Annotated in this window: 25 protein-coding genes and 1 tRNA gene; 12 read left to right on the forward strand and 14 right to left on the reverse strand. The window is 72.0% G+C overall.

Annotated elements, in window-relative coordinates; all coding sequences use genetic code 11:
* The first annotated feature begins 3 nt into the window (after nt 1–3).
* Both ACN28A_RS15625 and ACN28A_RS15630 read left to right on the forward strand, forming a co-directional pair.
* Nucleotides 4–1,152, forward strand: a complete 1,149-nt coding sequence (locus ACN28A_RS15625) for an ABC transporter ATP-binding protein (protein WP_421396039.1) — start codon at nt 4–6, stop codon at nt 1,150–1,152.
* Nucleotides 1,149–2,279 carry an ABC transporter ATP-binding protein gene (locus tag ACN28A_RS15630; protein ID WP_421396041.1) on the forward strand — a complete coding sequence of 377 codons (1,131 nt, stop codon included), beginning with the start codon at nt 1,149–1,151 and terminating at the stop codon, nt 2,277–2,279. The genes ACN28A_RS15625 and ACN28A_RS15630 overlap by 4 nt, the downstream gene beginning before the upstream one ends.
* Before the next feature lie 108 nt (nt 2,280–2,387).
* On the opposite strand, the gene ACN28A_RS15635 is transcribed toward ACN28A_RS15630, so the two are convergent.
* From ACN28A_RS15635 to ACN28A_RS15650, 4 genes are all read right to left on the reverse strand, one after another.
* Entirely contained in the window at nt 2,388–3,260 is an 873-nt protein-coding gene (locus tag ACN28A_RS15635; protein WP_421396043.1) for an SRPBCC family protein, read from the reverse strand.
* Nucleotides 3,257–3,811: a helix-turn-helix domain-containing protein gene (locus ACN28A_RS15640; protein ID WP_421396045.1), complete on the reverse strand. Its 555-nt coding sequence runs from the start codon at nt 3,809–3,811 to the stop codon at nt 3,257–3,259. Before ACN28A_RS15640 ends, ACN28A_RS15635 begins: the two co-directional genes overlap by 4 nt.
* Nucleotides 3,812–3,901: 90 nt before the next feature.
* Nucleotides 3,902–4,270: a hypothetical protein gene (locus ACN28A_RS15645; RefSeq protein WP_421404408.1), complete on the reverse strand. Its 369-nt coding sequence runs from the start codon at nt 4,268–4,270 to the stop codon at nt 3,902–3,904.
* A complete protein-coding gene (locus tag ACN28A_RS15650; protein ID WP_421404410.1) occupies nt 4,165–4,791 on the reverse strand; it encodes an HNH endonuclease family protein in 627 nt (208 codons plus the stop codon). The genes ACN28A_RS15645 and ACN28A_RS15650 overlap by 106 nt, the downstream gene beginning before the upstream one ends.
* A gap of 148 nt (nt 4,792–4,939) precedes the next feature.
* On the opposite strand from ACN28A_RS15650, the gene ACN28A_RS15655 reads away from it, so the two are divergent.
* A complete protein-coding gene (locus ACN28A_RS15655) occupies nt 4,940–6,427 on the forward strand; it encodes an MFS transporter (protein ID WP_421404412.1) in 1,488 nt (495 codons plus the stop codon).
* 184 nt (nt 6,428–6,611) lie between these two features.
* On the opposite strand, the gene leuA is transcribed toward ACN28A_RS15655, so the two are convergent.
* The 3 genes from leuA to ACN28A_RS15670 form a co-directional block, all read right to left on the reverse strand.
* The gene (gene leuA / locus ACN28A_RS15660; protein ID WP_421396047.1) at nt 6,612–8,366 is read right to left on the reverse strand and encodes a 2-isopropylmalate synthase; all 1,755 of its coding nucleotides are present in this window, start codon (nt 8,364–8,366) and stop codon (nt 6,612–6,614) included.
* A gap of 349 nt (nt 8,367–8,715) precedes the next feature.
* Nucleotides 8,716–9,261, reverse strand: coding sequence for a nitroreductase family protein (locus tag ACN28A_RS15665; RefSeq protein WP_421396048.1), 546 nt, complete (start codon nt 9,259–9,261; stop codon nt 8,716–8,718).
* 70 nt (nt 9,262–9,331) lie between these two features.
* The gene (locus tag ACN28A_RS15670) at nt 9,332–10,393 is read right to left on the reverse strand and encodes a hypothetical protein (protein ID WP_421396050.1); all 1,062 of its coding nucleotides are present in this window, start codon (nt 10,391–10,393) and stop codon (nt 9,332–9,334) included.
* A 225-nt stretch (nt 10,394–10,618) separates the two neighbouring features.
* Between ACN28A_RS15670 and ACN28A_RS15675 the strand changes: the two genes are divergently transcribed.
* A complete protein-coding gene (locus tag ACN28A_RS15675; RefSeq protein WP_421396052.1) occupies nt 10,619–11,884 on the forward strand; it encodes an aspartate kinase in 1,266 nt (421 codons plus the stop codon).
* A 5-nt stretch (nt 11,885–11,889) separates the two neighbouring features.
* Entirely contained in the window at nt 11,890–12,957 is a 1,068-nt protein-coding gene (locus ACN28A_RS15680) for an aspartate-semialdehyde dehydrogenase (RefSeq protein WP_421396053.1), read from the forward strand.
* A gap of 78 nt (nt 12,958–13,035) precedes the next feature.
* Here ACN28A_RS15680 and ACN28A_RS15685 read toward each other — a convergent pair whose 3' ends face one another.
* The 3 genes from ACN28A_RS15685 to ACN28A_RS15695 form a co-directional block, all read right to left on the reverse strand.
* A complete protein-coding gene (locus ACN28A_RS15685; RefSeq protein WP_421396055.1) occupies nt 13,036–14,538 on the reverse strand; it encodes a diguanylate cyclase in 1,503 nt (500 codons plus the stop codon).
* Nucleotides 14,539–14,630: 92 nt separating this feature from the next.
* Nucleotides 14,631–15,254 (reverse strand): DJ-1/PfpI family protein, encoded by a 624-nt coding sequence (locus ACN28A_RS15690; protein ID WP_421396057.1) that lies wholly within the window; start codon nt 15,252–15,254, stop codon nt 14,631–14,633.
* Nucleotides 15,255–15,406: 152 nt separating this feature from the next.
* The gene (locus ACN28A_RS15695; protein WP_421396059.1) at nt 15,407–16,375 is read right to left on the reverse strand and encodes a GlxA family transcriptional regulator; all 969 of its coding nucleotides are present in this window, start codon (nt 16,373–16,375) and stop codon (nt 15,407–15,409) included.
* Nucleotides 16,376–16,531: 156 nt separating this feature from the next.
* Between ACN28A_RS15695 and ACN28A_RS15700 the strand changes: the two genes are divergently transcribed.
* The 5 genes from ACN28A_RS15700 (at nt 16,532) to ACN28A_RS15720 (ending at nt 19,838) form a co-directional block, all read left to right on the forward strand.
* Nucleotides 16,532–16,981 carry a hypothetical protein gene (locus ACN28A_RS15700; RefSeq protein WP_278065431.1) on the forward strand — a complete coding sequence of 150 codons (450 nt, stop codon included), beginning with the start codon at nt 16,532–16,534 and terminating at the stop codon, nt 16,979–16,981.
* Between the two features lie 35 nt (nt 16,982–17,016).
* Nucleotides 17,017–17,481 carry a GNAT family N-acetyltransferase gene (locus ACN28A_RS15705; RefSeq protein WP_421396061.1) on the forward strand — a complete coding sequence of 155 codons (465 nt, stop codon included), beginning with the start codon at nt 17,017–17,019 and terminating at the stop codon, nt 17,479–17,481.
* 119 nt (nt 17,482–17,600) lie between these two features.
* Nucleotides 17,601–18,008, forward strand: a complete 408-nt coding sequence (locus ACN28A_RS15710; RefSeq protein WP_421396063.1) for a YciI family protein — start codon at nt 17,601–17,603, stop codon at nt 18,006–18,008.
* Between the two features lie 10 nt (nt 18,009–18,018).
* Complete coding sequence (locus tag ACN28A_RS15715; protein WP_421396065.1) at nt 18,019–19,158, forward strand: RNA polymerase sigma factor; 1,140 nt, start codon at nt 18,019–18,021, stop codon at nt 19,156–19,158.
* A gap of 35 nt (nt 19,159–19,193) precedes the next feature.
* Nucleotides 19,194–19,838: an alpha/beta fold hydrolase gene (locus ACN28A_RS15720; protein WP_421396067.1), complete on the forward strand. Its 645-nt coding sequence runs from the start codon at nt 19,194–19,196 to the stop codon at nt 19,836–19,838.
* Between the two features lie 129 nt (nt 19,839–19,967).
* On the opposite strand, the gene ACN28A_RS15725 is transcribed toward ACN28A_RS15720, so the two are convergent.
* Both ACN28A_RS15725 and ACN28A_RS15730 read right to left on the reverse strand, forming a co-directional pair.
* Nucleotides 19,968–20,044: transfer RNA gene (locus ACN28A_RS15725), tRNA-Pro, on the reverse strand.
* A gap of 130 nt (nt 20,045–20,174) precedes the next feature.
* Nucleotides 20,175–21,068 (reverse strand): metallophosphoesterase, encoded by an 894-nt coding sequence (locus ACN28A_RS15730; RefSeq protein WP_421396069.1) that lies wholly within the window; start codon nt 21,066–21,068, stop codon nt 20,175–20,177.
* Between the two features lie 25 nt (nt 21,069–21,093).
* Between ACN28A_RS15730 and ACN28A_RS15735 the strand changes: the two genes are divergently transcribed.
* On the forward strand, nt 21,094–21,552 hold the full coding sequence (locus ACN28A_RS15735; RefSeq protein ID WP_421396070.1) for a GatB/YqeY domain-containing protein: 459 nt from the start codon (nt 21,094–21,096) through the stop codon (nt 21,550–21,552).
* A 99-nt stretch (nt 21,553–21,651) separates the two neighbouring features.
* Here the strand turns inward: ACN28A_RS15735 and ACN28A_RS15740 are convergent, their stop codons facing one another.
* The gene (locus ACN28A_RS15740) at nt 21,652–24,063 is read right to left on the reverse strand and encodes a transglycosylase domain-containing protein (protein WP_421404414.1); all 2,412 of its coding nucleotides are present in this window, start codon (nt 24,061–24,063) and stop codon (nt 21,652–21,654) included.
* Nucleotides 24,064–24,471: 408 nt separating this feature from the next.
* Between ACN28A_RS15740 and ACN28A_RS15745 the strand changes: the two genes are divergently transcribed.
* On the forward strand, nt 24,472–24,768 hold the full coding sequence (locus ACN28A_RS15745; protein WP_101369108.1) for a WhiB family transcriptional regulator: 297 nt from the start codon (nt 24,472–24,474) through the stop codon (nt 24,766–24,768).
* A 104-nt stretch (nt 24,769–24,872) separates the two neighbouring features.
* Here the strand turns inward: ACN28A_RS15745 and ACN28A_RS15750 are convergent, their stop codons facing one another.
* Complete coding sequence (locus ACN28A_RS15750; RefSeq protein WP_421396072.1) at nt 24,873–26,021, reverse strand: ArsA family ATPase; 1,149 nt, start codon at nt 26,019–26,021, stop codon at nt 24,873–24,875.
* Between the last annotated feature and the right edge of the window lie 44 nt (nt 26,022–26,065).

Consider the following 26,065-nt stretch of genomic DNA (forward strand, 5'->3'; position numbering starts at 1 on the left):
GTCATGGCACTGCTTGAGGTGGAGGACCTCTCCGTCACGTTCCGCCAGCGCGGCAAGCGTACGGTCCGGGCGGTCGACGGGGTGTCGTTCTCGGTGGACGCCGGCGAGGTGGTCGGCCTGGTCGGCGAGTCCGGCTGCGGCAAGAGCGTGACCTCGCTGGCCCTGATGGGACTGCTGCCCCGGCAGCCCGGCATCTCGGTGCAGGGCCGGGCCGACTTCGACGGCACCGACCTGCTCCGGGTGGACCGGCGGACGATGCGGGACATCCGGGGCCGGGACATCGCGATGATCTTCCAGGACCCGCTCTCCTCGCTGAACCCGGTGATCCCGGTCGGCCGCCAGGTGACCGAGGTACTCGCCCGGCACCGGGGACTGAGCGGCGACGCGGCCCGCAAGGAGGCCGCCGAACTGCTGGACCGGGTCGGCATCCCGGACCCGAACCGGCGGCTGAGGGAATATCCGCACCAGCTCTCCGGCGGGATGCGGCAACGGGCGCTGATCGCGATCGCGGTCGCCTGCCAGCCCCGGCTGCTGATCGCCGACGAGCCGACCACGGCGCTGGACGTGACCATCCAGGCGCAGATCCTGGAACTGCTCAAGGACCTGGTACGCGACTCCGGCACCGCACTCGTGATGATCACCCACGACCTGGGTGTGGTCGCCGGGATGTGCGACACGGTGAACGTGCTGTACGCCGGACGGGTGGTGGAGACCGCCCGCCGCAAGCCGCTATTCGCCGAGCCGAGGCACCCGTACACGGTGGGGTTGCTCGGCTCGATCCCCCGGCTGGACGCCGGCCGGGGCGACCGGCTCTCGCCGATCCCCGGCTCGGTCCGGGACGTGCTGCCCTGGGCGGACGGCTGCGCCTTCGCGCCGCGCTGCGACCGGCAGGTGGAGGCGTGCCTCGGCCAGCCGCCGCAGCTCGCGCTCACCCACACCGACCGGACGTACCGGTGCGTCAACCCGGTGCCGCCGGCCGGCTCGGCTCCGCCCCCGCCCGCCTCGCCGACCGCGCCGGAGCCGGCGGCGGAGGGAACCGTCCCGGCCCAGGCGACGGCGGCCGGGACCCGGCCGGCACCGGGACAGGAGCAGCCGGCAACGGCGGAGGAGTGGGGCACTCCGCCCGCCCCGCGCGAGGAGGAGTCGGCATGACCGACGTACAGGAGTCCGGTCCGACCGGGCAGTCCGCGAACCTGGTCGAGGTCCGGGACCTGAAGGTGCACTTCCCGATCACCAGGGGCGTGGTCTTCGACCGGGTCGTCGGGCACGTGAAGGCGGTGGACGGGGTCGACCTGGCCATCCCGCGCGGCAGGACGTACGGGCTGGTCGGCGAGTCCGGCTGCGGCAAGTCGACGCTGGGCCGGGCACTGCTCCAGTTGACCCGGCCGACCGGCGGGCAGGTGAACTTCGACGGTGTCGAGCTGACCGGGCTGCCGGCGAACCGGCTCCGCGCGATGCGCCGCCGGATGCAGATGATCTTCCAGGACCCGATGTCGAGCCTGGACCCCCGGCAGAACGTCGAGTCGATCCTGGTCGAGGGCTTGCAGGCGCACGGGATCGGTGCCGACCGGAACGCCCGGCGGGACATCATCACCCGGACCCTGGACGCGGTCGGGCTGCCGAAGTGGGCGCTGTCCCGCTATCCGCACGAGTTCTCCGGCGGGCAGCGGCAGCGGATCGGCATCGCCCGCGCGCTGGTGCTCGGCCCCGAGCTGATCGTCGCCGACGAGCCGGTCTCCGCCCTGGACGTGTCGATCCAGGCCCAGGTGGTGAACCTGCTCGACGAACTCCAGGACGAGCTGGGCCTCACCTATCTGGTGATCGCGCACGACCTGGCGGTGGTGCGGCACATCTCCGACGTGGTCGGGGTGATGTACCTCGGTGCGCTTGTCGAGGAGGCGCCGAGCGACCGGCTCTACCGGGAGCCGCTGCACCCGTACACCCGGGCGTTGATGTCGGCGGTGCCGGTGCCGGACCCGGAGGTGGAGGACCGGCGGGAGCGGATCCTGCTCGCCGGCGACCTGCCCTCGCCGGCGAACCCGCCGGCCGGCTGCCGCTTCCACACCCGCTGCCCGTGGGCCCAGCCGACCCGCTGTGCCGACGAGCGGCCGGTGCTGCGGCAGATCGGCGAGAGCCGGGTGGCCTGCCACTGGGCCGAGCAGATCGCCAGCGGCGAGATCCGGCCGCACCGGGTTACCGGGAAGGTCGTCCGGCCGGAGGACGAGGGCGAGGCGCCAGGCGTCGTCTCCGCGCCGAGCGAGCCGGGCTCGTTCGTCTGAGCACGACACCCGGCCCGGGGAGAGGACCCGGCCCGGGGAGAGCACCCCGGCCCGCTGCGGCCACGACCCCGGCCGGGACGAACCCGCGCCGGGGTACGCGGACGCCGCTCAGCTCTCGGCGTGCGCCTCGGGCGGTACGACCTCGGTCGGGTCGTAGAGCCAGATCGGGCGCCAGTCCGGCAGCTCGTGGTAGCGGCGCAGCTCGGCGAGCCCGCTGAGCCAGCCGCCCCAGGCCGCGTACGGCGGCCGGTCGAAGCCGCTCTGCACGAAGGAGAGCTTCGTCTTCCCGCCGCTGCCCGAAAGCTCCCAGGTCACCACGCCGGCCTGTCCCCAGTCGACGGTCATCGCCCGACCGGGGGTCAGGTCCAGCACCTTGGCCGGGTTGGGGTTGTTCTCGAAACCGCCCATCGCGAATCGGCCGCCGACCTCGGGCTCGATCCCGACCGGGTAGCCGAACCACTCGCTGACCTTGGCCGAGTCGGTGAGTGACTCGTAGAGCGCCTCCGGAGTGGCGTCGACGACGACCTCCGTGCGCATGGTGGTCGAGGTGAAGTCGATTTTCGGGGTGAGCGGCCGGCCCTCGACGTGGTCGACCAGGTTGGCGATCGCCAGCGACCAGTACGTCTGGAGCACGCCCCGGATGCTGGCGCCGGTGACCACGTCCTGGAAGGTCCAGTGCGACTGGGTGAGCGTGACGACCGTGGAGTCGGCGCTCTCCTCGGTCAGGGTGATCTCGGTGCTGGTCTGCTCGCCGTCCAGCAGCCAGTCGAACCGGAGGCTGTGCTCGCCGACCTCGCGCAGCCGCTGGTGCGGGGCGTCGCCCTCGGGCACCTGCCGTCCCCAGAACTCGTACCGGTCCGGCAGCTCGACCTCGGCGTGGTCGGCCAGCCAGACCCGCAGTTCGGCGGCGTCGGTGAGGGCGTGCCAGACGTTCTTGACCGGCGCGGCGGCGCGGGCGCGCAGGGTCAGTGGTGCGGTCATTTCGTGCCTCCGTGTGGGTAGCAGGCGACGGCGAGTTTGAAGGCGTCGCCCTCGGCTCCGCCGTAGCGGGTGAAGAGTTCCTGTAGCGCGTTCTGTAGGTCGGTGAGGAACTGTTGGCGCTGGTCGGCCGGCACCCGGATCTCGCCGGAGACGCCGATCGACGGCAGTTCCGGCGCGGTCCGGTCGAGGGTGGCGATGTCGGCCTGGACCTCCTCCATCAGGTTGAGCAGGTAGCCGAGGCTCATCTCGTCCTGCGCCTTGCGCAGCCCGAGCCGGCCGACCAGCCGGGGCGAGAGCCAGTAGGAGCGGGCGCTCGCCTGGTAGATGCCCTCGGTGATGCCGCGGACCCTGCGATCGGAGACCTGGTCGACGAGGCCCGCCTCGACCAGGCGCTTGACGTGGTAGTAGACCCGCTGCGGGGTCTGGCCGAGCTGGGTCGCCACCTCGGTGCAGGTGTGCGGCTCGGCGAGTTGCCGCAGCACCTCGATGCGCTGCGGCTTGAGCAGGGTCTCGGCCTGCTCGATCTGCTCCAGGTACATCACGTCTCTCATGGCAAAAACCATCCTGTACGTAAAACTAGTTTTTGTCAATCGCCCGCGCGGAAGCCGACCGGGCGTACCCGGTCGGCTTACCCGCCAAGGTCAGCCCTCGGGGCGGTTCAGCAGGCCCACCGCGACGGTGTGCACGGCGACCAGGTCGGCCGGGTCGGCCAGCGCCGCCCGCCCGCCGGTCACCGCGTACCACTCGGCGGCGTCCTTGTACTGCACCCGCAACACGGCGTCCCTGCCGTCCAGTTCGGTGCGGAGCGTCAGGTCACCGGTGATCACCCCGACGTCGTCGGTCATCACCCCACCCGGGCCGGCGGTGATGTCGGTGGTCTGCGCGGCGCTTCCGGTCTCGGCCATCAGCAGCTCCCCAGCATGTCGTCGAGCGCCGCCTTCTCGGCGGAGGTCACCGACAGTCGCCAGAAGTGCTTGACCGCGATCCAGTCCTCCGCGTACTGGCACCAGTCGTCCCGGTTCGGCGGCTTCCACTGGGACGGGTCCTGGTCGCCCTTTGCCCGGTTCGAGGAGGCCGAAACCGCCACCAGCTGCGGCCGGTCCAGGTCGTTGGCGAAGTCGCTGCGCCGATCGTCGTCCCACTCGTCGGCACCCGAGCGCCAGGCGTTGGCCAGCGGCACCATGTGGTCGATGTCCACGTCGGAGGGGTCGCTCAGCGCCCGGTTGTCGTACCGGCTCGACCAGCGGCCCCCGACCACGTTGCAGCCGGAGAGCTTGATCCCGGTGCCGTCCCGTTGCAGCACGGTGTCCCGGACGTCACAGTTCTTGCCGGCCTTGCGCCAGTGCGGGAAACGCTCCCGGCTGTAGCCGCGCATCGAGCCGGCGCTCGCCACCGTGAGCTGGCCGAGCTGGGCCTGGGTGTCGGCCGGCCCGGACGACTCCGGGGCCGGCGGGCTCTCCACCGGGGCACAGGCGACGCCGCCGAGGGCGAGCAGGCCGAGGAGCACGGCCGCGCTTCCCGACCGGGCTATTGATCTGGTACGGATGAACGGCACGCTTCCAGCCTGCGAGGTGTGGACCGGTGCAGGGGCGACCGGTGCGGGTTCCGGCGTTTCGCGGCATCTTACGACACAGGCAGGGCAGATTGACACCGTGAGCGAATCGTCAGCACCGTTGCGGATGTCCAGCACGGCCGGCCGGGGTACCCTGCTCGCCGCCGTCGTCGCCTCCGGCATGGTCTTCCTCGACGCGACCGTGGTCAACGTGGCCCTGCCGCACATCGGCACCGAACTTTCCGCGAACACCGCTGGCCTACAGTGGACGCTCAACGGCTATCTGCTGACCCTGGCCGCCTTCGTCCTGCTCGGCGGGGCGCTCGGCGACCGGGCCGGCCGGCGAAAGGTGTTCCTGGCCGGAGTGCTGGCGTTCACCGCCGCCTCGATCCTCTGCGGCGCCGCCCTGAACATCGAGTGGCTGATCGCCGCCCGCTTCCTCCAGGGGCTCGGCGGTGCGCTGCTGACCCCCGGCTCGCTCGCCCTGCTCCAGTCCAGCTTCCATCCGGACGAGCGCGGCCGGGTGATCGGTGCCTGGTCGGGGCTGGCCGGTGTCTCCACCGCGCTCGGCCCGTTCGTCGGCGGCTGGCTGATCGACGCACTCTCCTGGCGGGCGATCTTCTTCCTCAACGTGCCGCTGGCGGTGGTCGTGATCCTGGCCGCGCTGCGCTGGACCCCGGAGAGCCGGTCCGACGGCGGGGCCGCCGCCCGGTTCGACGTGGCCGGCTCGCTGCTCGGCGCGCTCGGCCTGGCCGGCGTCACGTTCGCGCTGATCGAGGCCCAGCAGTTCGGCCCCGGCTCGGCCCAGGTGATCGGCGCCGCCGTGCTGGGGGTGGCCGCCGCCGTCGCGTTCGTACTGCTCGAACGGCACCGGGGCGAACGGGCGATGCTGCCGCCGACGCTCTTCGCCAGCCGGCTGTTCGGGGTGCTAAACGTCTACACCGTGCTTGTCTACGCCGCGCTCACCGGGTTCACCTTCTTCTTCGCCGTCTACCTGCAGAACGTCGTCGGCTACTCCGCGCTGGAGACCGGCCTGGCCAGCCTGCCGCTCACGATCCTGCTGCTGCTCGGCTCGGCCCGCTCCGGCGCGCTCGCCTCCCGGATCGGGCCCCGCCCACAGCTGACCGTCGGCCCGCTGGTCGCCGCCACCGGGCTGGTCCTGCTGCACTGGGTGAGCCGGGGCGACTCGTACTGGCTGCACGTCCTGCCCGGGATCGTCCTCTTCGGGCTCGGCATGACCCTGGTGGTGGCCCCGTTGACCGCCTCCGTGCTGGCCGCCGCCCCGGACCGGCTGGCCGGCGCCGCCAGCGGCTTCAACAACGCGGCGTCCCGGGTCGGCGGCCTGCTCGCGGTCTCCGCACTGCCGCTGGCGGTCGGCCTCTCCGGCGGCGGGTACGCCCGCTCCGGCCAGCTCACCCCGGCGTACCGGCAGGCGGTGCTCTACTCCGCCGGGCTGATGGTGCTCGGCGCGCTGCTCGCCGCCGTACTCGTACACCGGCCGGAGCGGGAGCCGAAGAAGTCCCGGCCCTGCCCCACCCTGCCGCCGCCCCCGACCCACCAGCACGAACCGGACCAGGATGCGGACCGGGCGGCGACGGGAGAGCACCGGTCTTAGCGGTGCCGGCAGGCGTGCCGCCACGGGTAGGGCGGGCACGTCGGCGGCGGCGTGCGCGGATCGCACGGACCGGCCGGGGTGACCGGTCCGATCCGCACGATCCGGCGGTTCGACAGGAGTGGGGGCCGACCCGCACGATCCGGCGGTTCGACAGGGGTGTGGGCGGCTCAGTGCAGGCGGCGGCTCAGCGCAGGGCGCGGTTGACGGCGCTGGTGACCGCCTGGACCGAGGCGGTGACGATGTTGGCGTCCAGCCCGACGCCCCAGACCGTCCGGCCGTCGACCTCGCACTCCACGTACGCGGCGGCCTGGGCGTCGCCGCCCGCGGACATCGCGTGCTCGTGGTAGTCGAGCACCCGTACCCGGACGTCGAGCGCCTGCAACGCGTTGACGTACGCGTCGATCGGGCCGTTACCGGTCGCCGAGAGCGACCGGCGGCCGGCGCCGAACCGGGCGTCCACCTCGATCTCGACCTTGCCGTCGACGGTGCCGATCGTGTAGCTCTCGACCTGGACGATCGGCTCCCGCTGCCGGTCGGTGAGGTACTCCTCGGCGAAGAGCTGCCACATCCGGCCCGGCTCCACCTCGCCGCCGTCGTCGTCGGTGACCTGCTGCACCACCCCGGAGAACTCGATCTGCAACCGGCGGGGCAGGTCCAGGTGGTGCTCGGTCTTCATGATGTACGCCACGCCGCCCTTGCCGGACTGCGAGTTGACCCGGATCACCGCCTCGTAGGTGCGGCCCAGGTCCTTCGGGTCGATCGGCAGGTAGGGCACCGCCCAGTCGAACTTGTCGATCGGCACCCCGGCCGCCCGTGCGTCCGCCGCCAGCGCGTCGAAGCCCTTGTTGATCGCGTCCTGGTGCGAGCCGGAGAAGGCGGTGTAGACCAGGTCACCGGCGTACGGGTGCCGCTCGTGCACCGGCAACTGGTTGCAGTACTCGACGGCGCGCTTGATCTCGTCGATGTTGGAGAAGTCGATCTGCGGGTCGACGCCCTGGGAGAAGAGGTTCAGCCCCAGCGTGACCAGGTCGACGTTGCCGGTGCGCTCGCCGTTGCCGAAGAGGCAGCCCTCGATCCGGTCGGCCCCGGCCAGCAGGCCCAGCTCGGCGGCGGCGACCCCGGTGCCCCGGTCGTTGTGCGGGTGCAGCGAGAGGACCACGCTCTCCCGGCGGGGCAGGTTGCGGTGCATCCACTCGATCGAGTCGGCGTAGACGTTCGGGGTGGCCATCTCGACTGTCGCCGGCAGGTTGATGATCAGCGGCCGGTCCGGGGTCGGGTCGATGACCTCGATCACCGCGGCGCAGACCTCCAGGGCGTAGTCGAGTTCCGTCCCGGTGTACGACTCCGGCGAGTACTCGTAGAAGACGTCGGTGTCCGGCGTGTGGATCTCGTGGTACTTCCGGCAGAGCCGGGCGCCCGAGGTGGCGATGTCGGTGATCCCGGCCCGGTCCAGGCCGAAGACCACCCGGCGCTGCAACGTCGAGGTCGAGTTGTAGAAGTGCACGATCGCCCGCTTCGCACCCCGGATCGCCTCGAAGGTGCGGTCGATCAGGTGCTCCCGGCACTGGGTCAGCACCTGGATGGTGACGTCGTCGGGGATCAGGTCCTGCTCGATCAGCTGCCGGACGAAGTCGAAGTCGGTCTGGCTGGCCGACGGGAAGCCGACCTCGATCTCCTTGTAGCCCATCTGCACCAGCAGCTGGAACATCCGCCGCTTGCGCTCCGGCGACATCGGGTCGATCAGGGCCTGGTTGCCGTCGCGCAGGTCGACGGCGCACCAGCGGGGCGCCGCCTCGACGCGCCGGGTCGGCCACTGCCGGTCCGGCAGGTCGATCGCGAACTGCTGGTGGTAGGGCTGGTAACGCTGGTACGGCATGCGGCTGGGCCGCTGCCGGGCTATCGGATCACCGTCGGTGGTGGTGCCGGCAGGTTGTGCCATGGCGGAAAGCTCCCGTGGTCATGTGGCGTGAGCGCCGAGTGTCGGATCTGGGTGTCGGATCCTCGTGCCGGAGCCGGGCGCCGGTGCGAACCGGATGCCGGGGTCGGACTGTTCGAGGAGGCTGGCCGCAACGGGGTCCGGCCGGGATCGCAGGACGGCGCGCTTCAACTCCGCGACGAGGTGCCGGCCTGGGAAGCCTCGTCGCGGCGGCGAAGAAGCAGGGACCGCCACATGACAAAGTCACCTTAAGCGCTCGAAGGCGATCGGGTAAGCGTAGTCCGCAATCTGGGAACCGCCCAGGTCACGACCGCCGTTGCCGCTCGTCGCCGCTGGCTCTGACGGCCGCGGCTCAGCGCAGCAGCAGTTCGGCGAGTGGGCGGCGCTGGCGCAGGCCGATCTCCCGGGCCCGCAGGTCCTCCGGAAGCGAGTACGGGTCGCCGAGCCGGCCCACCGCGACCACCACGTGCGGGCGTACCCCGGCGGAGAGGTCGAGGTCGGCCCGGAGCCCGGCGGCGTCGAACGCGGAGATCTGCCGTACGTAGAGTCGCAGTGCGGTGGCCTGCACCGTGAGGTGCGCCACCGCCTGACCGAGGTCGTACGCGGCGTGCGGCAGCGGCCCGCCGGCCGGGCCGGTGGTGGCGTGCGCGCCGAGCAGCAGCGCCGAGGCCCGCCCGGCCCATCGCTGGTTGCCGGCCGAGAGGTTGGTCAGGATCCGTTTGAACGCCTCGTCGTCCCGGCGGCCCACCAGGAAGCGCCAGGGCTGGGTGTTGTCGGCGGAGGGAGCCCAGCGGGCCGCCTCCAGCAGGGACGCGACCTCGGTGTCGGTGAGGTCGGCGACCGGGTCGAAGGCGTGCGGACTCCACCGGGTCGCCAGTATCGGGGAGAGCTGGGCCATGGGGTCGAGTGTGCCGTATCGGCCAGTCTGTCCCGGCACCGGGGGTCACCGGACGTGACCGAGCGCACCCTCAACGTGAATGCAGGTCAGCTGCGCCGCTGGCCCGAAGCCCCGCCGCACCCCCGCCGCCGCCCCCGTTGTCGCTGGCGCCTCCGTTGTCGCTGGTGCCGTCGCCCCCGTTGTCGTTGGCGCCGCCGGTGTCGGTGTCGCCCCCGTTGTCGTTGGTGCCGCTGCCGTCGTCCGTGGAACCGCCGGGCTGCTCCGGTGGGGGGCCGGCGATCCGCAGCGGTTCGCGCTGGACCAGCGGGCCGGGCAGCGCGACGGTGGCCGGGGCGGCGGTCGGCGTACCGGACAGGGTCAGGGTGCCGGCCGGAAGCCGGGCCGCCGTGAGGGTGCCGTCCGCGGCGTAGCAGTAGATGCCGGGGTCCAACGGCGGACTGACCGAGGCCGAGGTCGACTCGACGGCGAAACAGCTGCCCTGGGCGCCGGGCAGGGCGGCGGCGGAGACCGAGAGCGGCGCCTGCCGGTCGGTGAGCACCTCCGGCCAGTCGGTGAACGGGTGTCGCAGCGGGGGATCGATCCCGGGGTCGAGCGGCTGGCCGGGGTCGGCCACCCGCACACAGCCCGACTCCGGGTTGCCGGCCGAGGGGAGGGAGCACTGGAAGACGCCCGCGCCGTTGCGGGCCAGTGAGATGTCGGCGGTGCCGCCGAGCGCGCCTCCCGGGACGTCGACCCGCCAGGAGCGGTCCGCCGCGCGTACCACCGCGATCGACCGGTCCGGCCGGCCGGGTGCGGTGAGCGTGTAGACGGCCGTGAGCTGGCGGTCCTGCGCGGCGGCGGCGAGCGCGGCGAGCTGGTCCCGGGCGTCGGCCGGCTGGCTCGCCGCCGGGGCGGTGGGGGTGGCGGCCGGTGCCGGGGTGTCCGTGCCGCAGCCGGCCGACAGCGCCACCCCGGCCAGCAACAGCACACCGAGCAGCGGACGTACGGGGACGGCGCCGCGAACCGCGGGCGGTGCGGGGACCGCGGGCGGTCCGGAGACCGGGCGCGGGCCGGCGTCGGCGGCGGGCCGGGTCGGGAGGACGGCGGTCCGGAACCGGTCGGCGTCGGGCAGGGGGGCTACGCCGGGATACACCTCGCCATTCTTGCCCCGACATCCCGCGACGGGCGGTCGGTGCAGCTACCCTCGCGTGTCGCCGACGGCCTGCCACAGGTCGGATGGTGGGAACGCCTGGTCGGGCCGACGACCACGGCCGGTAGTCTGAGTTGGTCTCACACGGCGCCGCCGGCCTCGACCCGGCGGCGTCGGCACGCTCAGGGTCGTGCGCCCCGCCCGGCCCGGAGGAAGGAGAGCACCCTCGTGGCGCTGGTCGTGCAGAAGTACGGCGGATCCTCGGTCGCCGACGCCGAACGGATCAAGCGGGTGGCCGAGCGGATCGTCGCGGCCCGCAAAGCCGGCGACGACGTGGTGGTCGTGGTCAGCGCGATGGGCGACACCACCGACGAACTGCTCGACCTCGCCAACCAGGTGAGCCCGTTGCCGCCCGGTCGGGAGCTGGACATGCTGCTCACCGCCGGTGAGCGCATCTCGATGGCCCTGCTGGCGATGGCGATCCACAACCTCGGCTACGAGGCGCGCTCGTACACCGGGTCGCAGGCGGGCGTGCTGACCACCTCGGTGCACGGCAGGGCCCGGATCATCGACGTCACGCCCGGCCGGCTCCGGTCGGCGCTGAACGAGGGCGCCGTGGTGATCGTCGCCGGCTTCCAGGGCGTCTCCCAGGACACCAAGGACATCACCACGCTGGGCCGGGGCGGCTCGGACACCACCGCCGTCGCGCTGGCGGCGGCACTGGACGCCGACGTCTGCGAGATCTACACGGACGTCGACGGCGTCTTCACCGCCGACCCGCGGATCGTGCCGAACGCCCGGCACATCAGGACCATCACCTACGAGGAGATGCTCGAACTGGCCGCCTGCGGCGCCAAGGTGCTGCACCTACGGAGCGTGGAGTACGCCCGAAGGGCCGGGTTGCCGATCCGCGTACGTTCGTCATACTCGACCAACACCGGCACGATGGTGACCGGATCGACGGAGGACCTACCCGTGGAGCAAGCACTTATCACCGGGGTCGCCCACGACCGGAGCGAGGCGAAGATCACGGCGGTCGGGGTGCCGGACGAGCCCGGCGCGGCGGCCCGGATCTTCGAGACCGTCGCCGCGGCCGAGATCAACCTCGACATGATCGTGCAGAACGTCTCGACCGAGGGCACCGGCCGGACCGACATCTCCTTCACCCTGCCCAAGACCGACGGCCCGACCGCGATGGCGGCGCTGAGCAAGGTCCAGGAGCAGGTCAAGTTCAAGGGCCTGCTCTACGACGACCACGTCGGCAAGGTGTCGCTGATCGGCGCCGGCATGCGCTCGCACCCGGGTGTCGCGGCCAGCTTCTTCGCCGCGCTCGGCGAGGCCGGGGTGAACATCGAGATGATCTCCACCTCCGAGATCCGGGTCTCGGTCGTCTGCCGGGACACCGACCTCGACGCCGCGGTCCGGGCGGTGCACGAGGCATTCGACCTCGGCGGCAGCGAGGAAGCGGTGGTCTACGCCGGGACCGGGAGGTAGCCACGATGGGGACGCTCCCCACACTCGCGGTGGTCGGGGCTACCGGCGCGGTCGGCACGGTCATGTGCGACCTGCTCTCCTCCCGGAAGAACGTCTGGGGCGAGATCCGGCTGCTCGCCTCGCCGCGCTCGGCCGGGCAGACGCGGATGTGCCGGGGCGAGGAGCTGACCGTCCAGGCGCTGAGCGCCGAGGCGTTCGACGGCGTGGACGTGGCGATGTTCGACGTACCGGACGAGGTCTCCGCGCAGTGGGCCCCGGTCGCGGTCTCCCGGGGTGCGGTGGCGGTGGACAACTCCGCGGCCTTCCGGAGCGACCGGGACGTGCCGCTGGTGGTGCCGGAGATCAACCCGGAGCAGGTGCGCAACCGCCCCAAGGGGATCATCGCGAACGCGAACTGCACCACGCTGACGATGATCGTCGCCGTCGCGCCGCTGCACCGCGAGTACGGCCTGCGCGAGCTGGTGCTCGCCTCCTACCAGGCGGTCTCCGGGACCGGCCAGGTCGGGGTGGACATCCTGCACGACCAGCTCTCCAAGATCGCCGGTGACCGGGTGCTCGGCTCCCGGCCGGGCAACGTGCGGCAGGCGATCGGCGACGACCTCGGCCCGTTCCCCGCCCCGATGGCCCTCAACGTGGTCCCGTGGGCCGGCTCGCTGCGGGACGGCGGCTGGTCGTCCGAGGAACTCAAACTGCGCAACGAGTCACGCAAGATCCTCGGCCTGCCGGACCTGAAGGTCTCCGCCACCTGCGTACGGGTGCCGGTGGTGACCGGGCACTCGGTGGCCGTACACGCGGTCTTCGGCACCGAGGTGGACGCGGAGGGTGCCCGGGAGGCGCTGCGGAACGCTCCCGGGGTGATCCTGGTCGACGACCCGGCCGCCGGTGAGTTCCCGATGCCGATCGACGCGGTCGGCACCGACCCGTCCTGGGTGGGCCGGATCCGCCGCTCGGTCGACGACCCGCGCGCACTCGACCTCTTCGTCACCGGCGACAACCTGCGCAAGGGCGCCGCCCTGAACACCGCCCAGATCGCCGAGCTGCTCGCCGCCGAGTTCCTCGCCCGCCCCCGCTGACCCGCCCGCCGCGTCACGCGCCGGGGGATGATCGTGCTACTTCGGGGAAAGAGTCCCCTCGGCCCGCGCTCCAGGCCACTATTTCCCGTAAAGAGCGCGATCTTCGACGGGGAGCGGGGCCAGGCGTACGCCGTCCCGGCCCTCGCGCTTGACGTTGTAGAGGGCCTCGTCGGCGCGGCGCAGCGTCAGGTCGGGGGGCTCGTTGGGCTGCTGGACGGCCACGCCGATGCTCACCGTCCGGCCGGTCTGCCGAGCCGCCTCCACCAGCCGCTGCGCGATCCCGACCGCCTCCTCCGGGCGGAGCACCTCGACCACGGCCACGAACTCGTCGCCGCCGACCCGGTACAGCTCGTCGCCGTGCCGCAGCGCGCTCTGCAACGCCCGGGCGAGGTCGACGAGCACCCGGTCGCCGGCCTGGTGGCCGTAGGTGTCGTTGACGGTCTTGAAGTCGTCGACGTCGACGGCGAGCAGGGCGGTGTGCCCCGGGGTCGACTCGGCGATCCGCTCCCCGAACGACCCCTGGTGGCGCAACCCGGTGAGCGGGTCGGAACTGGCCCGCTCGCGCAGCCGGGCCAGCCCGCGCAGCCGTTCGAGGCAGATCCACGACTGGGCGGCGAGCAGTTCGATCAGGTTGACAGTGGTCGGGTCGGGGCGCATCGTCCGGGTGTCGCCGACCAGCAGCACCCCGCAGTACTCGGTCGGGCCGAGCGGTACCGAGATCAGCGTGCGTACCCCGGCGGCGATCAGCACGTCCTGGTCGGCGGTGGTCGGGTGCCGCCCCTCGCCGAGAGTGTAGGAGGCGCCGTAGGCGTGCGCGTGGGCCCGGAGCCGTTCCAGGACCGGCCGCCCGGCGCCGGCCAGTGCGGCGTGCACCCGGGATTCGAGCTCGTCGGGTACCAGGCTCGGGGTGGCCACCCGGGGCCCGGCCGGCCCGTCCAGTACGAAGACCGCGGAGGTGAGCCCGGAGACGTCCCGGGCGGCGGAGACGGCGGCGGTCATCAGCTCGGCCTCGGTGCCGGCCGAGGTCAACGCCGAGGCGTGCCGGAGCAGCTTCTCGCTGCGGCTCTCCGCCGGCGGGCCGCCGAGCTGCCCGATCCTGGTGCCGAGCAGCGCGGCGACCCGTTCGACGGTACGCAGCCAGGCGTCCAGGTCGACGTCGGCGGTCGGCCACTCCAGGTCGAGTACTCCGATCGGCTGCCCGGACCGGTCCAGGATCGGGGCACAGATCTCGGCCCGCACGTCCGGTCGCAACGGTACGTAGTCGGGTTCCTTCGTCACATCCGGGACCGTTTCGGTCTTTCCGGAGGCGTACACCCGGCCGACCGTTCCGGTGCCGGCCGGTACCGAGGCGAAGACCTGCCACGACCCGGTCGCGGCGACGCAACGGAGCCGGTCGCGGACCCAGAGCAGCACCGCGACCCGTCCCGGCGTGTGCCGGCCCAGCGCGGCGACCGTGACCTGGCCCGCCTCGACGGCGCTGGTCGCCGTGGGCAGCCGGGAGGTCACGTCGCGGACTACGCGGGAGTGGTCGGGTGACACCGTTTCCGATCCGGGGAGGAGGGGTTCCGAGGGCCCGACCAAGATTACTCAGGGTGCTGAGAATCCGCTGGGTCCGAGTGATCCGCGCCTCCCCGGTACGCTCCGTCAGCTGATCTCCGTCCGGGTGGTTCGACTCAGTCGATCATCGCGAGGGCGGCTTCCCGGCGGGTCGGCGGCGCCTCGACCGGCGAGCCGGCGTCGAACGGCGGCTCCGGGTCGTACTCGATGGCCAGCTGGACCGCCTGCGCGGTCGGCACGTCGGTCGCCTCGGCCAGCAGGGCCAGCGCCATGTCTATGCCGGCCGAGACGCCGGCCGCCGTGATGATCCGGTCGTCCCGGACCACCCGCTCCCGGACCGGGTCGGCCCCGAAGGCCCGGAGCTGGTCGAGCCAGCCCCAGTGGCTTGTCGCCCGCCGTCCGGCCAGCAGCCCGGCCGCGCCGAGCAGGAACGAGCCGGCGCAGACCGAGGTGGTCCACCGGGTGTGGCGGTGTGCCTGGGCGATCCAGTTCACCAGGGCGGTGTCGGCGAGCGCGGCGCGGGTGCCGGCACCGCCGGGTACCACGACCACGTCCGGGCGGGGCAGCTCGGCGTAGCCGGCGGTGGCGGAGATCGCCATCGTGCCCCGGTCGTCGAGCACCGGGCCGGGCTCGGCGGCGGCCAGGGTCACCGTGACGCCGGGCGCGAAGGCCAGCACCGTGTAGGGCCCGACGACGTCGAGGGCGGTGAAGCGGGGGTAGAGCGGGATGGCGACGTGCATTGTCGTTCCTCCTGGTTCGGGATGTGCGGCCGTGCGCCCTGTGTGCGGGCGTGCGAGGTCGGTTCCGGTACCGGATGTGCGGGCCGGATGCGCGGTGGGCTTCTCGTGGCCTGGGTGGGCCGGGCCGTCTGGCGGGTCCTGCGCGGGCAGGCTCAGGGCTGTCTGGAGCGGAATCGGCGGCGGTAGTCGCCGGGGGCGACCCGCCAGTGCCGGCGGAAGACGCGGTAGAGGGTCTCGGCGGCACCGAGTCCGGACTCCCGGGCCACCCGGTCGAGCGGGTGCTCGGTGTGTTCCAGCAGCCGGCGGGCGGCGTCGGCCCGGCTGCGCTCGACGTACCGGCCGGGGGAGACACCGGTCTGCTCGGTGAAGAGCCGGGAGAAGTGGCGTTCGCTCATCCCCGCCCGCCGGGCCAGCGCCGGCACGCTCAGGTCCTCGGTGGGATTGCCGTCGATGAAGCTCTGGAGCTCCCGCAGCGGCTCGCTGCGCGGCACCGGAGTGCGCATCGCGGTGCTGAACTGGCTCTGCCCGCCCGGCCGGTGCAGATAGACCACCAGGCCCCGGGCCACGTGCCGGGCGATCTCGTGGCCGTGGTCGGCGGCGACCAGCGCCAGCGCGAGGTCGATGCCGGCGGTGACCCCGGCCGAGGTCCAGACGTTACCGTCACGGACGTAGATCCGGTCCGCGTCCACCTCCACCGCCGGATAGCGCTCGCCCAGCTCCACGGCGCTCAACCAGTGCGTCGTGGCGCGGCGGCCGTCGAGCAGACCGGCCTCGCCGAGCAGGAGGGCGCCGTTGCAGACCGAACTGACCCGCTCGGCGACGCCGGCCAGCCGGGCGATCCCGCCCACCAGCACCGGGTCGCCCAGGTGTGCCGGTACGGCGAGCCCGCCGACCACCAGCAGCGTGTCGATCGGACCGGTCACCTGGTCGAGTGCCAGCGTCGCCACCGTCGCGACCCCGTTGCCGGCCGTCACCGGACCGGGGCGTACCGCCGCGACCTCCAGCCGGTAGCCGCGGCTCGCGCCGACGATCAGGCTCGCCAGCGCGAAGACGTCGGCCGGGCCGGCGAGGTCGAGGTTCTGGAAGCCCTCGAAGACAACTGCCAACATTCGCCGTCGCATGTGTTCATGCTGCTCGTGGCGGAGTTCTGGCGTCAACGACGCAGGTATTGCAGATTACGCCAGCCGGTGCGGGGTGGTCCGGGACCCGGCCTTGGTTAAGATCGGCCACAGTCTTTCTGATCATGACGACGGGGTCGGCGGACGGAGAAGCCCGACATGGCGAGGCTGCCCGACGAGGTGATGGCGGCGATCGGCCGGATCACGATCGCGGCCGGCGACCTGGAACTCATCCTGGCCTGGATCGGTGCCGACCAGGCAGGCGGCAACGCCTTCGAGGTACTGGCCAGACCGGGCGAACCGGTACGCGCCGCCCGTGGCTCCGTCGAGTTCGCCACCCCGGAGTACCGGCAGGCGTACCTGCCGGTGGTCGAGATTGCGGCGAAGCTGCTCGCCAAGCGGCACGCGGTCGTCTCCGCGATGTGGGTCAGCGAGGCTCCCGACGAGTCGGCGCAGCGCTGGGAACTGCTCGACGACCGGACCCACATCCGCCAGCTCGTCGATCCGCGCGCCCTGGACGAACTGTCCCGGCAGCTGCTGGAGGCGCGGAACAGGCTGGTGGCGATCGTGACCGCCCAACTCAACAACGACCCGGTCCCCGCCCCATGACATCCCGGGTCGACCCGACGGGTGCCGTGCGGACCGTGACGGTCGGCCCCGACGACTGGCAGTCGTGGCGGAAGATCCGGCTGCGTGCCCTCCGGCTGGACCCGGACGCGTTCGGCTCGACCCACCAGCGCGAGGTGGCGTTCACCGAGCCGGAGTGGCGGGCCCGGCTGGACGGTGCGAGCGGGCCGTCCGTGCTCGCGTACGCCGGGGACGAGCTGGTCGGGATCGGGGCCGGCTGGCTGCCCGAGCCGGGCCGGCTGATGGTGGTGGCGATGTGGACCGAGCCGGACCGGCGCGGTGCGGGCATCGGCCGGCAGGTCCTCGACCACGTGGTCGGCTGGGCCCGGGAGCGCGACCTGCCGGTCGAGCTGTGGGTCGCCGACGACAATCCGGGTGCCCGCCGCCTCTACGAGCGGTACGGCTTCCGCCCCGACGGCCGGACCGCACCGATCCGGGAGGGCGGCGACGCCACGATGAGCCACCTGGTGCTGCCCGGCTGAACCCGTCTGGTGCGGGTCCGGAAAAAATGTTGGCCGGTGATGTCGAGAACGGATGGCCGGCTCCGTCCCCGCGCTGGACGTGACCAGAATGGGTCGCACCAGCACCGAGGAGAGACACGATGGCCAAGTACCTGCTGCTCAAGCACTACCGGGGCGCTCCGGCCGCGGTGAACGACGTGCCGATGGACCAGTGGACCCCGGAGGAGATCTCGGCGCACGTGCAGTACATGCGCGACTTCGCGACCCGGCTGGAGGAGACCGGGGAGTTCGTCGACGGCCAGGCGCTCGCCCCCGAGGGGACGTTCGTCCGGTACGACGGCGAGGGGCGCCCGCCGGTCACCGACGGCCCGTTCGCCGAGACCAAGGATCTCATCGCCGGCTGGATGATCATCGACGTCGACAGCTACCAGCGTGCCGTCGAGTTGGCCGGGGAGCTGTCGGCCGCTCCCGGGGCGGGCGGGAAGCCGATCCACGAGTGGCTCGAGCTGCGCCCCTTCCTGACCGAGCCGCCGACCATCACGGAGTGACCTGCCGACGATGGACGACGCACTGCTCCGGAGTCTCACGCCGGGCGTGCTCGGCATCCTCGTCCGCCGTGGAGCCGACTTCGCGGCGGCCGAGGATGCCGTGCAGGACGCGCTTGTCGATGCGGTCCGGGTCTGGCCGGCGGACCCGCCGCAGGACCCGAAGGGCTGGCTCATCACCGTCGCCTGGCGCCGGTTCCTCGACGCGACCCGGGCGGACGCCGCCCGCCGCCGCCGCGAGGACCTGGTGGACGAGGAACCGGCGCCCGGGCCGGCGCCCGGCGCGGACGACACGCTCCAGCTCTACTTCCTGTGTGCCCACCCGTCGCTGACGCCGTCGTCGGCGGTGGCACTCACGCTGCGCGCCGTCGGCGGGCTGACCACCCGACAGATCGCCCAGGCGTACCTGGTGCCCGAGGCGACCATGGCGCAGCGGATCAGCCGGGCCAAGCGCACCGTCTCGGGCGTACGGTTCGACCAGCCCGGCGACGTCGCCACCGTGCTGCGCGTGCTCTATCTGGTCTTCAACGAGGGCTACTCCGGTGACGTCGACCTCGCCGCCGAGGCCATCCGGCTCACCCGACAGCTCGCGGCCGTGATCGACCACCCCGAGGTGGCCGGACTGCTCGCCCTGATGCTGCTGCACCACGCCCGCCGGGCCAGCCGGACCGCCCCGGACGGCACCCTCGTGCCGCTCGCCGAGCAGGACCGCAGCCGCTGGGACACCGGGGCGATCGCCGAGGGTGTCACGATCCTCCAGGCGGCCCTGGCCCGTGACCGGCTGGGCGAGTTCCAGGCCCAGGCGGCCATCGCGGCACTGCACGCCGACGCGCCCGTCGCCGAGGAGACCGACTGGGTGCAGATCGTCGAGTGGTACGACGAACTCGCCCGGCTCACCGACAGCCCGGTGGTCCGGCTCAACCGCGCGGTGGCGGTCGGCGAGGCGGACGGTCCCCGGGCCGGGCTGGCCGAACTCGCGGCGCTGGACGACGCACTACCCCGCTACGCGGCGGTGGCGGCGTACCTGCACGAGCGCGACGGCGACCTGGCGACGGCAGCCCGGCTGTACGCCGAGGCCGCCCGGAAGGCGCTCAACCTCGCCGAGCGCGACCACCTGACCCGGCAGGCCGCCCGGCTCAACTCGCGCCGCTGACGGTCCTGTCGCACCCGTGTGTGAGGCTTCGGCGCATGGCGACTTTCGTTCTGATCCACGGCGGCGGGGGCAGTGCCTGGGACTGGCACCTTCTGGTCCCCGAGCTGGCCCGGCGTGGCCACGATGTGGTGGTGCCGGAGCTGCCGATCGAGGACAGCTCGGCGGGGTTCGCCGAGTTCTGTTCGACGGTCGTCGACGCGGTCGGCGACCGGAGCGACCTCGTGATCGTCGGCCAGTCGTACGGTGCGTTCACAGCCCCACTGGTCGCCGCCAAGCTGCCGGCGCGGCTGATCGTCCTGCTCACCCCGATGGTGCCGAAGCCCGGTGAGAAGCCGGGGGACTGGTGGGACAACACGGGTTACCGCGGCGTGGAAGGGCTCAGCGAGGAGCAGCAGTTCTACAACGGCGTGCCGGCCGAGATCGTCGCGGAGGCTCCGGCGCATGTCCGGCAGCAGGTCAGTGGGGAGTGGGACGAGCCGTGGCCGCTGGATGCCTGGCCGGCGGTGCCGACGAAGGTGCTCGTCGCCCGCGAGGATCGGTTCTTCCTGGCCGACTTCCAGCGTCGGGTGGCTGTCGAGCGGCTCGGCATCGTCCCGGACGAGATCGACGGCGGGCACTGCGTTGCGCTCAGTCATCCGGAGCAACTCGCCGACCGGCTGACGGCGTACCTGCTGAACTGAGGGCGCTGGCTGTCCGCCTTGCGGTTCGGGCCGGCTTCTTCCTGTCCCAGCGTTCTCCCAGAGCGGTTCGAGACACGGGTCAGGCCCGGTATCACTTGCCGTGATACCGGGCCTGAGCTGCACTTACTCTGGTCGGGGTGGCCGGATTCGAACCGACGACCTCTTCGTCCCGAACGAAGCGCGCTACCAAGCTGCGCCACACCCCGAGGCGTGCCGAGCAATAGTAGCCCACCCGTCCCGCCGGGCAAATTCGGTATCCGCCCCGGTGCGCCCCGGGCCACGCCCGCGGCCGACCGGGCAGCCGAGCGTGGAATCAGGCTCAGCGTGGGATCAGGGTCAGCGCGGGATCAGGGTCAGCAGTGACGCCTCCGGCCGGCAGGCGAACCGTACCGGGGCGGTGGGGTGGGTGCCGAGGCCGGCGGAGACGTGCAGCCAGGCGTCCGTACCGGGCCAGCGGTGCAGGCCCCGGGCCATCGAGCGGGGCAGATCGCAGTTGGTGGTCAGCGCACCGACCAGCGGGACCCGGACCTGGCCGCCGTGGGTGTGGCCGGCGAGCAGCAGCGTGAAGCCGTCGGCGGCCATCTCGTCCAGCACCCGGGGCTGCGGGGAGTGGGTCACCCCGATGGCGAGGTCGGCTCCCGCCGGCACCGGTCCGGCCACCGAGGGGTAGTCGTCCCGTTCGACGTGCGGGTCGTCGACGCCGACCAGCTCGACCTGCCGCCCGCCGGCCTTGATCGACGTACGGGCGTTGTTCAGGTCCGCCCAGCCGGCGCCGACGAGTACCTCCCGGAGGTCCTCGGCGGGCAGCTCGACGCCCTGCACGTACTCCCGCTCGGGCAGCAGGTAGCTGAACGGGTTCTTCCAGACCGGTCCCCGGTAGTCGTTGGAGCCGAAGACGAACGCACCCGGGTAGTCGAGCATCGGTTGCAGCGCCCGGAGCGCCCCGGGGACCGCGTCGGGGTGCGCCAGGTTGTCCCCGGTCACCACCACCAGATCCGGGTCGGTGGCGGCCAGCGAGGCGACCCAGGACTGCTTGCGGCGCTGGTCCGGCATCATGTGCAGGTCCGACAGGTGCAGGATGCGCAGCGGTTCGGCGTCGGTGGCGAGTACGGGTACGTCGTACCGGCGCAGGGTGAACAGGTTGCGCTCGACCAGCGAGGCGTACGCCAGGACGGCGCCGCCCGCGACGACGGTGCCGGCGGCCAGCCGGAATACTGTGCGCTTTCGCATGCCGCTCAGGGTAGTTTGACCCTCCATGGGCACCCTGAAGGACCTCCTGACCACGGACATGCGTTCCGCGCTCAAGGCTCGGGACGAGCTGACCACCTCGACGCTGCGGATGGCGCTGGCGGCGATCGGCACCGCCGAGGTCGCCGGCAGGCAGAAGCGGGAGCTGTCCGATTCCGAGGTGCTGGCGGTGCTGACCAAGGAGGCGAAGAAGCGCCGCGAGGCGGCGACCGCCTTCGGGGACGCCGGGCGGGCCGAGCAGGCCGAGCGGGAGCGGGCCGAGGGCGAGGTGCTGGACCGGTACCTGCCGAAGCAGCTCGCCGACGAGGAGCTGGCCGAGCTTGTGGCGGGGGCGCTGGCCGCCGGTGGCTTCACCGAGCGCGGCCAGATGGGCCCGGCGATGAAGGCGGCCCAGACCGCGGTGGCGGGCCGGGCCGAGGGCGGTCGGGTGGCTGCCGAGGTACGCCGGCAGCTCGGCGCCGGCTGACGGTCGGCGCACCCGCACCCGCGATAGTCGACGGGCGACGGTTGACGTACGACGGGCGGGCACCCGGCTGGGGTGCCCGCCCGTTCTCGTCGTACCCGGTCAGCGGCGGCCGGGTGGCCGGGGGCCGCCGGGGCCGCCCGCCGTGCCGCCGGCCGGTGCCTTGCCGTTGCTGACCTCGATGCTCACGGCTCCACCCTTGATCGTCCGGCCCTCGGGGCTGGTGCCGGCGGCCGTGCCGGCCGGGCAGGTCGAGTTGACCTGGCTGCCCACCTCGGCGTCGAACCCGGCGCCCCGGACCCGGGAGAGCGCGGTCTGGACCGGCTGGCACTTGACGTTCGGGATGTTCCGCTGGTCACCTTCGACGGTCTTCCCGCCGGGCGGGGTGAACTGGATCGACGGTTTGCCCTTCATCGCGTCGCGGAGCGTCTGGTAGACGGCGTGGTTGACGCCACCCGGCTCGTTGTGCCCCATGTTCTGGGTGGTCTCGGCCCAGTCCGGGTCGGCGAGGATGCCGGCGACCGAGAGCTGCTTGGTCATCACCACCAGGGAGGCGCTCTTCTCGCTGTCCGTGGTGCCGCTCTTGCCGGCGACCGGCTTGCCGACGGCGCCCTTCACGTTGCGGGCGGTGGCGCCCTTGCAGCGGGAGGTGGCGGAGCGGTCGCCGACCGGGCAGCGGGCCGCGTCCACGGCGGCCCGGGCCACCTCGGTCTTGATGTTCTGCGAGCAGCGCGGGTTGGCGATGTCGAGCTTGTTGCCCTCCTGGTCCCGGATCAGCTGCACCGGGATCGGCTCGCAGTACTTGCCGTCGGCGGCCAGCGTGGCGTACGCGTTGGCCAGCTCCAGCGGGGTCGTCTGGGAGACGCCGAGGGTGAACGCACCCCAGCCGTCCGCGGCCTGCTTGGTGGCGGCGAAGTTCGCGTCGTTGCTGGCCCGGAAGGTGATCCCCATCCGCTTCGCCGCGTCGACCACCTTGGCCGCGCCGACCCGCTCCTGCAGCGGCACGAAGAAGGTGTTCACCGACGAGCCGAACGCACTCCACATGTTGTGCACGCCGGCCATGCTCTTGCTGGCGTTCTGTGGGCAGTACTTGTTGGTGCCCGGGCAGGCGGCCTTCGAGCCCCGTTCGACGATGTACTTCGTCTGGGCGACCTGCTTGGCGTTCATGCTCCACTCCAGCGGGTAGCCGTTCTCCAGGGCCGCCACGATGGTGAAGATCTTGAAGGTCGAGCCGGCCTGGTAGCCGGTGATGTCGCCGCCGCCGGTGAGCAGCGGGTTCGTGGTGTTCGGGTACGTACCCCGGATCTTCTTCTTCTTTTTCGCCGGGTTCGTGCTGATCTTGTTCTGCGGCTTGTTCGGGTCGTCGAGCTTGTAGTTCCGGTTCACCGCCAGCGCGCGGACCCGCCCGGTACCGGGCTCGACCGCCGCCACCATCATGGCTTCCTTCTTGCCCGTCTTGACGTTGCGCTCGACGGCGTCCTTGGCCGCCTTCTGGATCTTGGCGTCCAGCGTGGTGACCACGGTGTAGCCGCCGCTCTTGAGCCGCCGCTCCCGGTCGTACTGGGTACGGCCGAAGGTCTCCTGCTGCATCCACCAGCGGTAGAAGAAGTCGCAGAAGAAGCCCCAGTCGTTCTTGCCGACGTCGACGCAGCCGTTCGGGGTGCGCTTGTCCTTGACCACCAGCTTGATCGCCTTGGTCTTCTCGGCCTCCTCGCGGGTGATCGCCTTGGTCTCCACCATCTGGTCGAGCACCCAGTTGCGCCGCTCGACGGCCGCCGGGTAGCCGCTCTTGGTGGTCGGGTCGTTCTCCGAGGGGGCCTTCACCATTCCGGCCAGCATCGCGGCCTCTTCGAGCTTGAGGTTCTTCGGATGCTTGCCGAAGTACACCTGGCTGGCGGCGAAGATGCCGTACGCGCCGTTGCCGAACGGGGCGATGTTGAGGTAGCCCTCCAGGATCTCGTCCTTGCTCAGGTCGGCGTCGAGTTGCAGGGCGTACCGCATCTCGCGCACCTTCCGGGCGCTGGTGTCCTCAGTGGCCGCCACCACGTCCTGCGGGTGGGTGGCCGAGTAGGCGATGGTGAGCCGGACGTACTGCATGGTGAGGGTGGAGGCACCCTGGGTGGTGACCCCGGCCTGGTTGTTCGCCACGAACGCCCGGGCGACGCCGCTGACGTCGACGCCGTTGTGCTCGTAGAAGCGCTTGTCCTCGGCTGCGACCAGTGCCTTCGCGACCACCGGCGCGACGTCCTTGAGCGGCACGTCGCGGCGGTTCTCGTCGTACATGGTGGCGAGCGGCGTCTTGCCGTCGGAGGCGTAGAGGTAACTGATCTGCGGCGCCTTCTTGACGGTCAGCTCGGTGGGCAGCTTGTCGAACGTCTCCGCGCCGGCCTTGGCGGCCAGCCCGGACATCGCCACCGCGGGGAACGCGGCCGCGGCAACCACCACGCCGGCCAGCAGCCCACAGATCAGCAGCGACGCGGCGTTCGTGAAGACATTGTGGTCACGCTTCCGCATCCAGGTCACCTCGACAGGGTACGTGAGTCGACACAGCGGGCGCGCCCTGCGTACTTTCCCCATTTCCTGCGGGCGCTGGCCTCGTTGTGTTAAACGCACGACCCCTGGTGCGCGGTTGCGGGCTCCTTGCTGCCGAGTCTCCTCCCTCCGGGAAGTCTCCGCAGCGTTTTCGCAGATCGCGGCCGGGTAGTCAGGGCCGGATTGCCGGATGATGCGTCAATAAATGTCCGGGTTGACGGATTTGGCTGACAACGTTGCGTAATCAGTTGACTACAGAGCATGATGGTCGAGCGAGAGAAACGCATGTCGTCCGTGGTGCCCGGGGGAGGGCGGCACGGATGGCCGGGGGGTTATCGCCGGCTGACCGGCTCTGGTCGGTAGCGGGACTGCAAGGGGGGACAGGAACAGATGGGCATGATCACAGATTGGCCCACGTTGGCGGCGTGTCAGAACGGTGATCCTGACGCGCTGTTCGTGCAGGGTGCCGAACAGAACGTGGCGAAGCGGATCTGCCGCAGCTGCCCGGTGCGGTACGAGTGCCTGGCCGACGCGCTCGACAACCGCATCGAGTTCGGCGTGTGGGGTGGCATGACCGAACGGGAACGTCGGGCGCTGCTGCGTCGTCACCCGCAGGTGGCGAGCTGGCGCAAGATGTTCGAAGCGGCCTTGAAGAACAAGGACAAGGTCCTGGTCAACGCCGGCTGACAGCCGGTCGATGTCGGCCCGTGGCTGGCCGACATCGGTGCGGTCGACGGCCAGCTCCCGGGCCACCGCCTGGGCGGCCGGGGCCGGCGCCGACTGCCGGCCGGTCAACGCCGGCTGATCGCGGCACCTATCGTGCGCAGCCCGTCGACGTCGTGCACGTCGGCGGGCTGAGCCGTCACCGCCACCGTCGGCACCGCCGGGAAGGCGTCCGTGAAGACCCGGGCGACCCGCCGCTCCCGCGCCGCCTGCTGCACCAGCGCGGCGTGCGCCAGCAGCGTCTCGACGGTCGCCTCGTGGCCGCCCAGCTCCACCAGCCGCTCGGCCGCGGCCAGGCTCTCGGCCGCGGTCGGCCGCTCCACCGCCGGCCGGTGCACCCGGTTGAGCACCAGACCGGCCAGCGGCATCCGCTCCTGGCTGAGCCTGCCGGCGAAGTACGCCGCCTCCCGGACCGCGTCCGGCTCCGGCACCGCGACCAGCACGAACGCCGTCTCCCGTGCCTGGAGCACCCGGTACGTCTGCTCGGCGCGCTGCCGGAAGCCCCCGAACATCGAGTCGAGCGCCGCCACGAAGCCGGACAGGTCAGTGAGCAACTGGGCGCCGAGCACCTTCTGCACCACCCGGGAGAACATCCCGAACGAGGCCGTGACCAGGCTGAACATGCTCCGTCCACCACTGCGGGCCGGTGCCAGCAGCAGCCGGAGCATCCGGCCGTCCAGGAACCGGGAGAGTCGGGCCGGCGCGTCCAGGAAGTCCAGGGCCGACCGGGACGGCGGGGTGTCGACCACGATCAGGTCCCACTCGTCCCGGGCGTGCAACTGGCCCAGCTTCTCCATCGCCATGTATTCCTGGGTACCGGCGAAGGTCGAACTCATCGCCTGGTAGAACGGGTTCGCGAAGATCTCCGCCGCCTTCGCCGGATCGGTGTGCGCGAGCACCACGTCGTCGAAGGTCCGCTTCATGTCCAGCATCATGGCGTGCAGCTCGCCGCCGCTGGTCTCGACGTCGATCCCCTTCACCTGCCGGGGAGTGTTGTCCAGCTCGTTCAGCCCGAGCGACTGGGCCAGCCGCCGGGCCGGGTCGATGGTCAGCACCACCGTACGCCGGCCGTGCCGCTCGGCCGCCCGGAGCGCGAGGGCGGCCGCCGTGGTGGTCTTGCCCACCCCACCCGAGCCGCAGCAGACCACGATCCGGACGCCGGGGTCGGCGAGGATCTGGTCGATGTCCAGCTCCGGCGCTGGGTGATCGGGACGCACCAACCGAGCGTATCGGGACGGCGCGCCGCCGACGGCGTGGTGCC

The organism is Plantactinospora sp. WMMB782 (genome assembly GCF_049179135.1).
GTDB lineage: Bacteria > Actinomycetota > Actinomycetes > Mycobacteriales > Micromonosporaceae > Plantactinospora.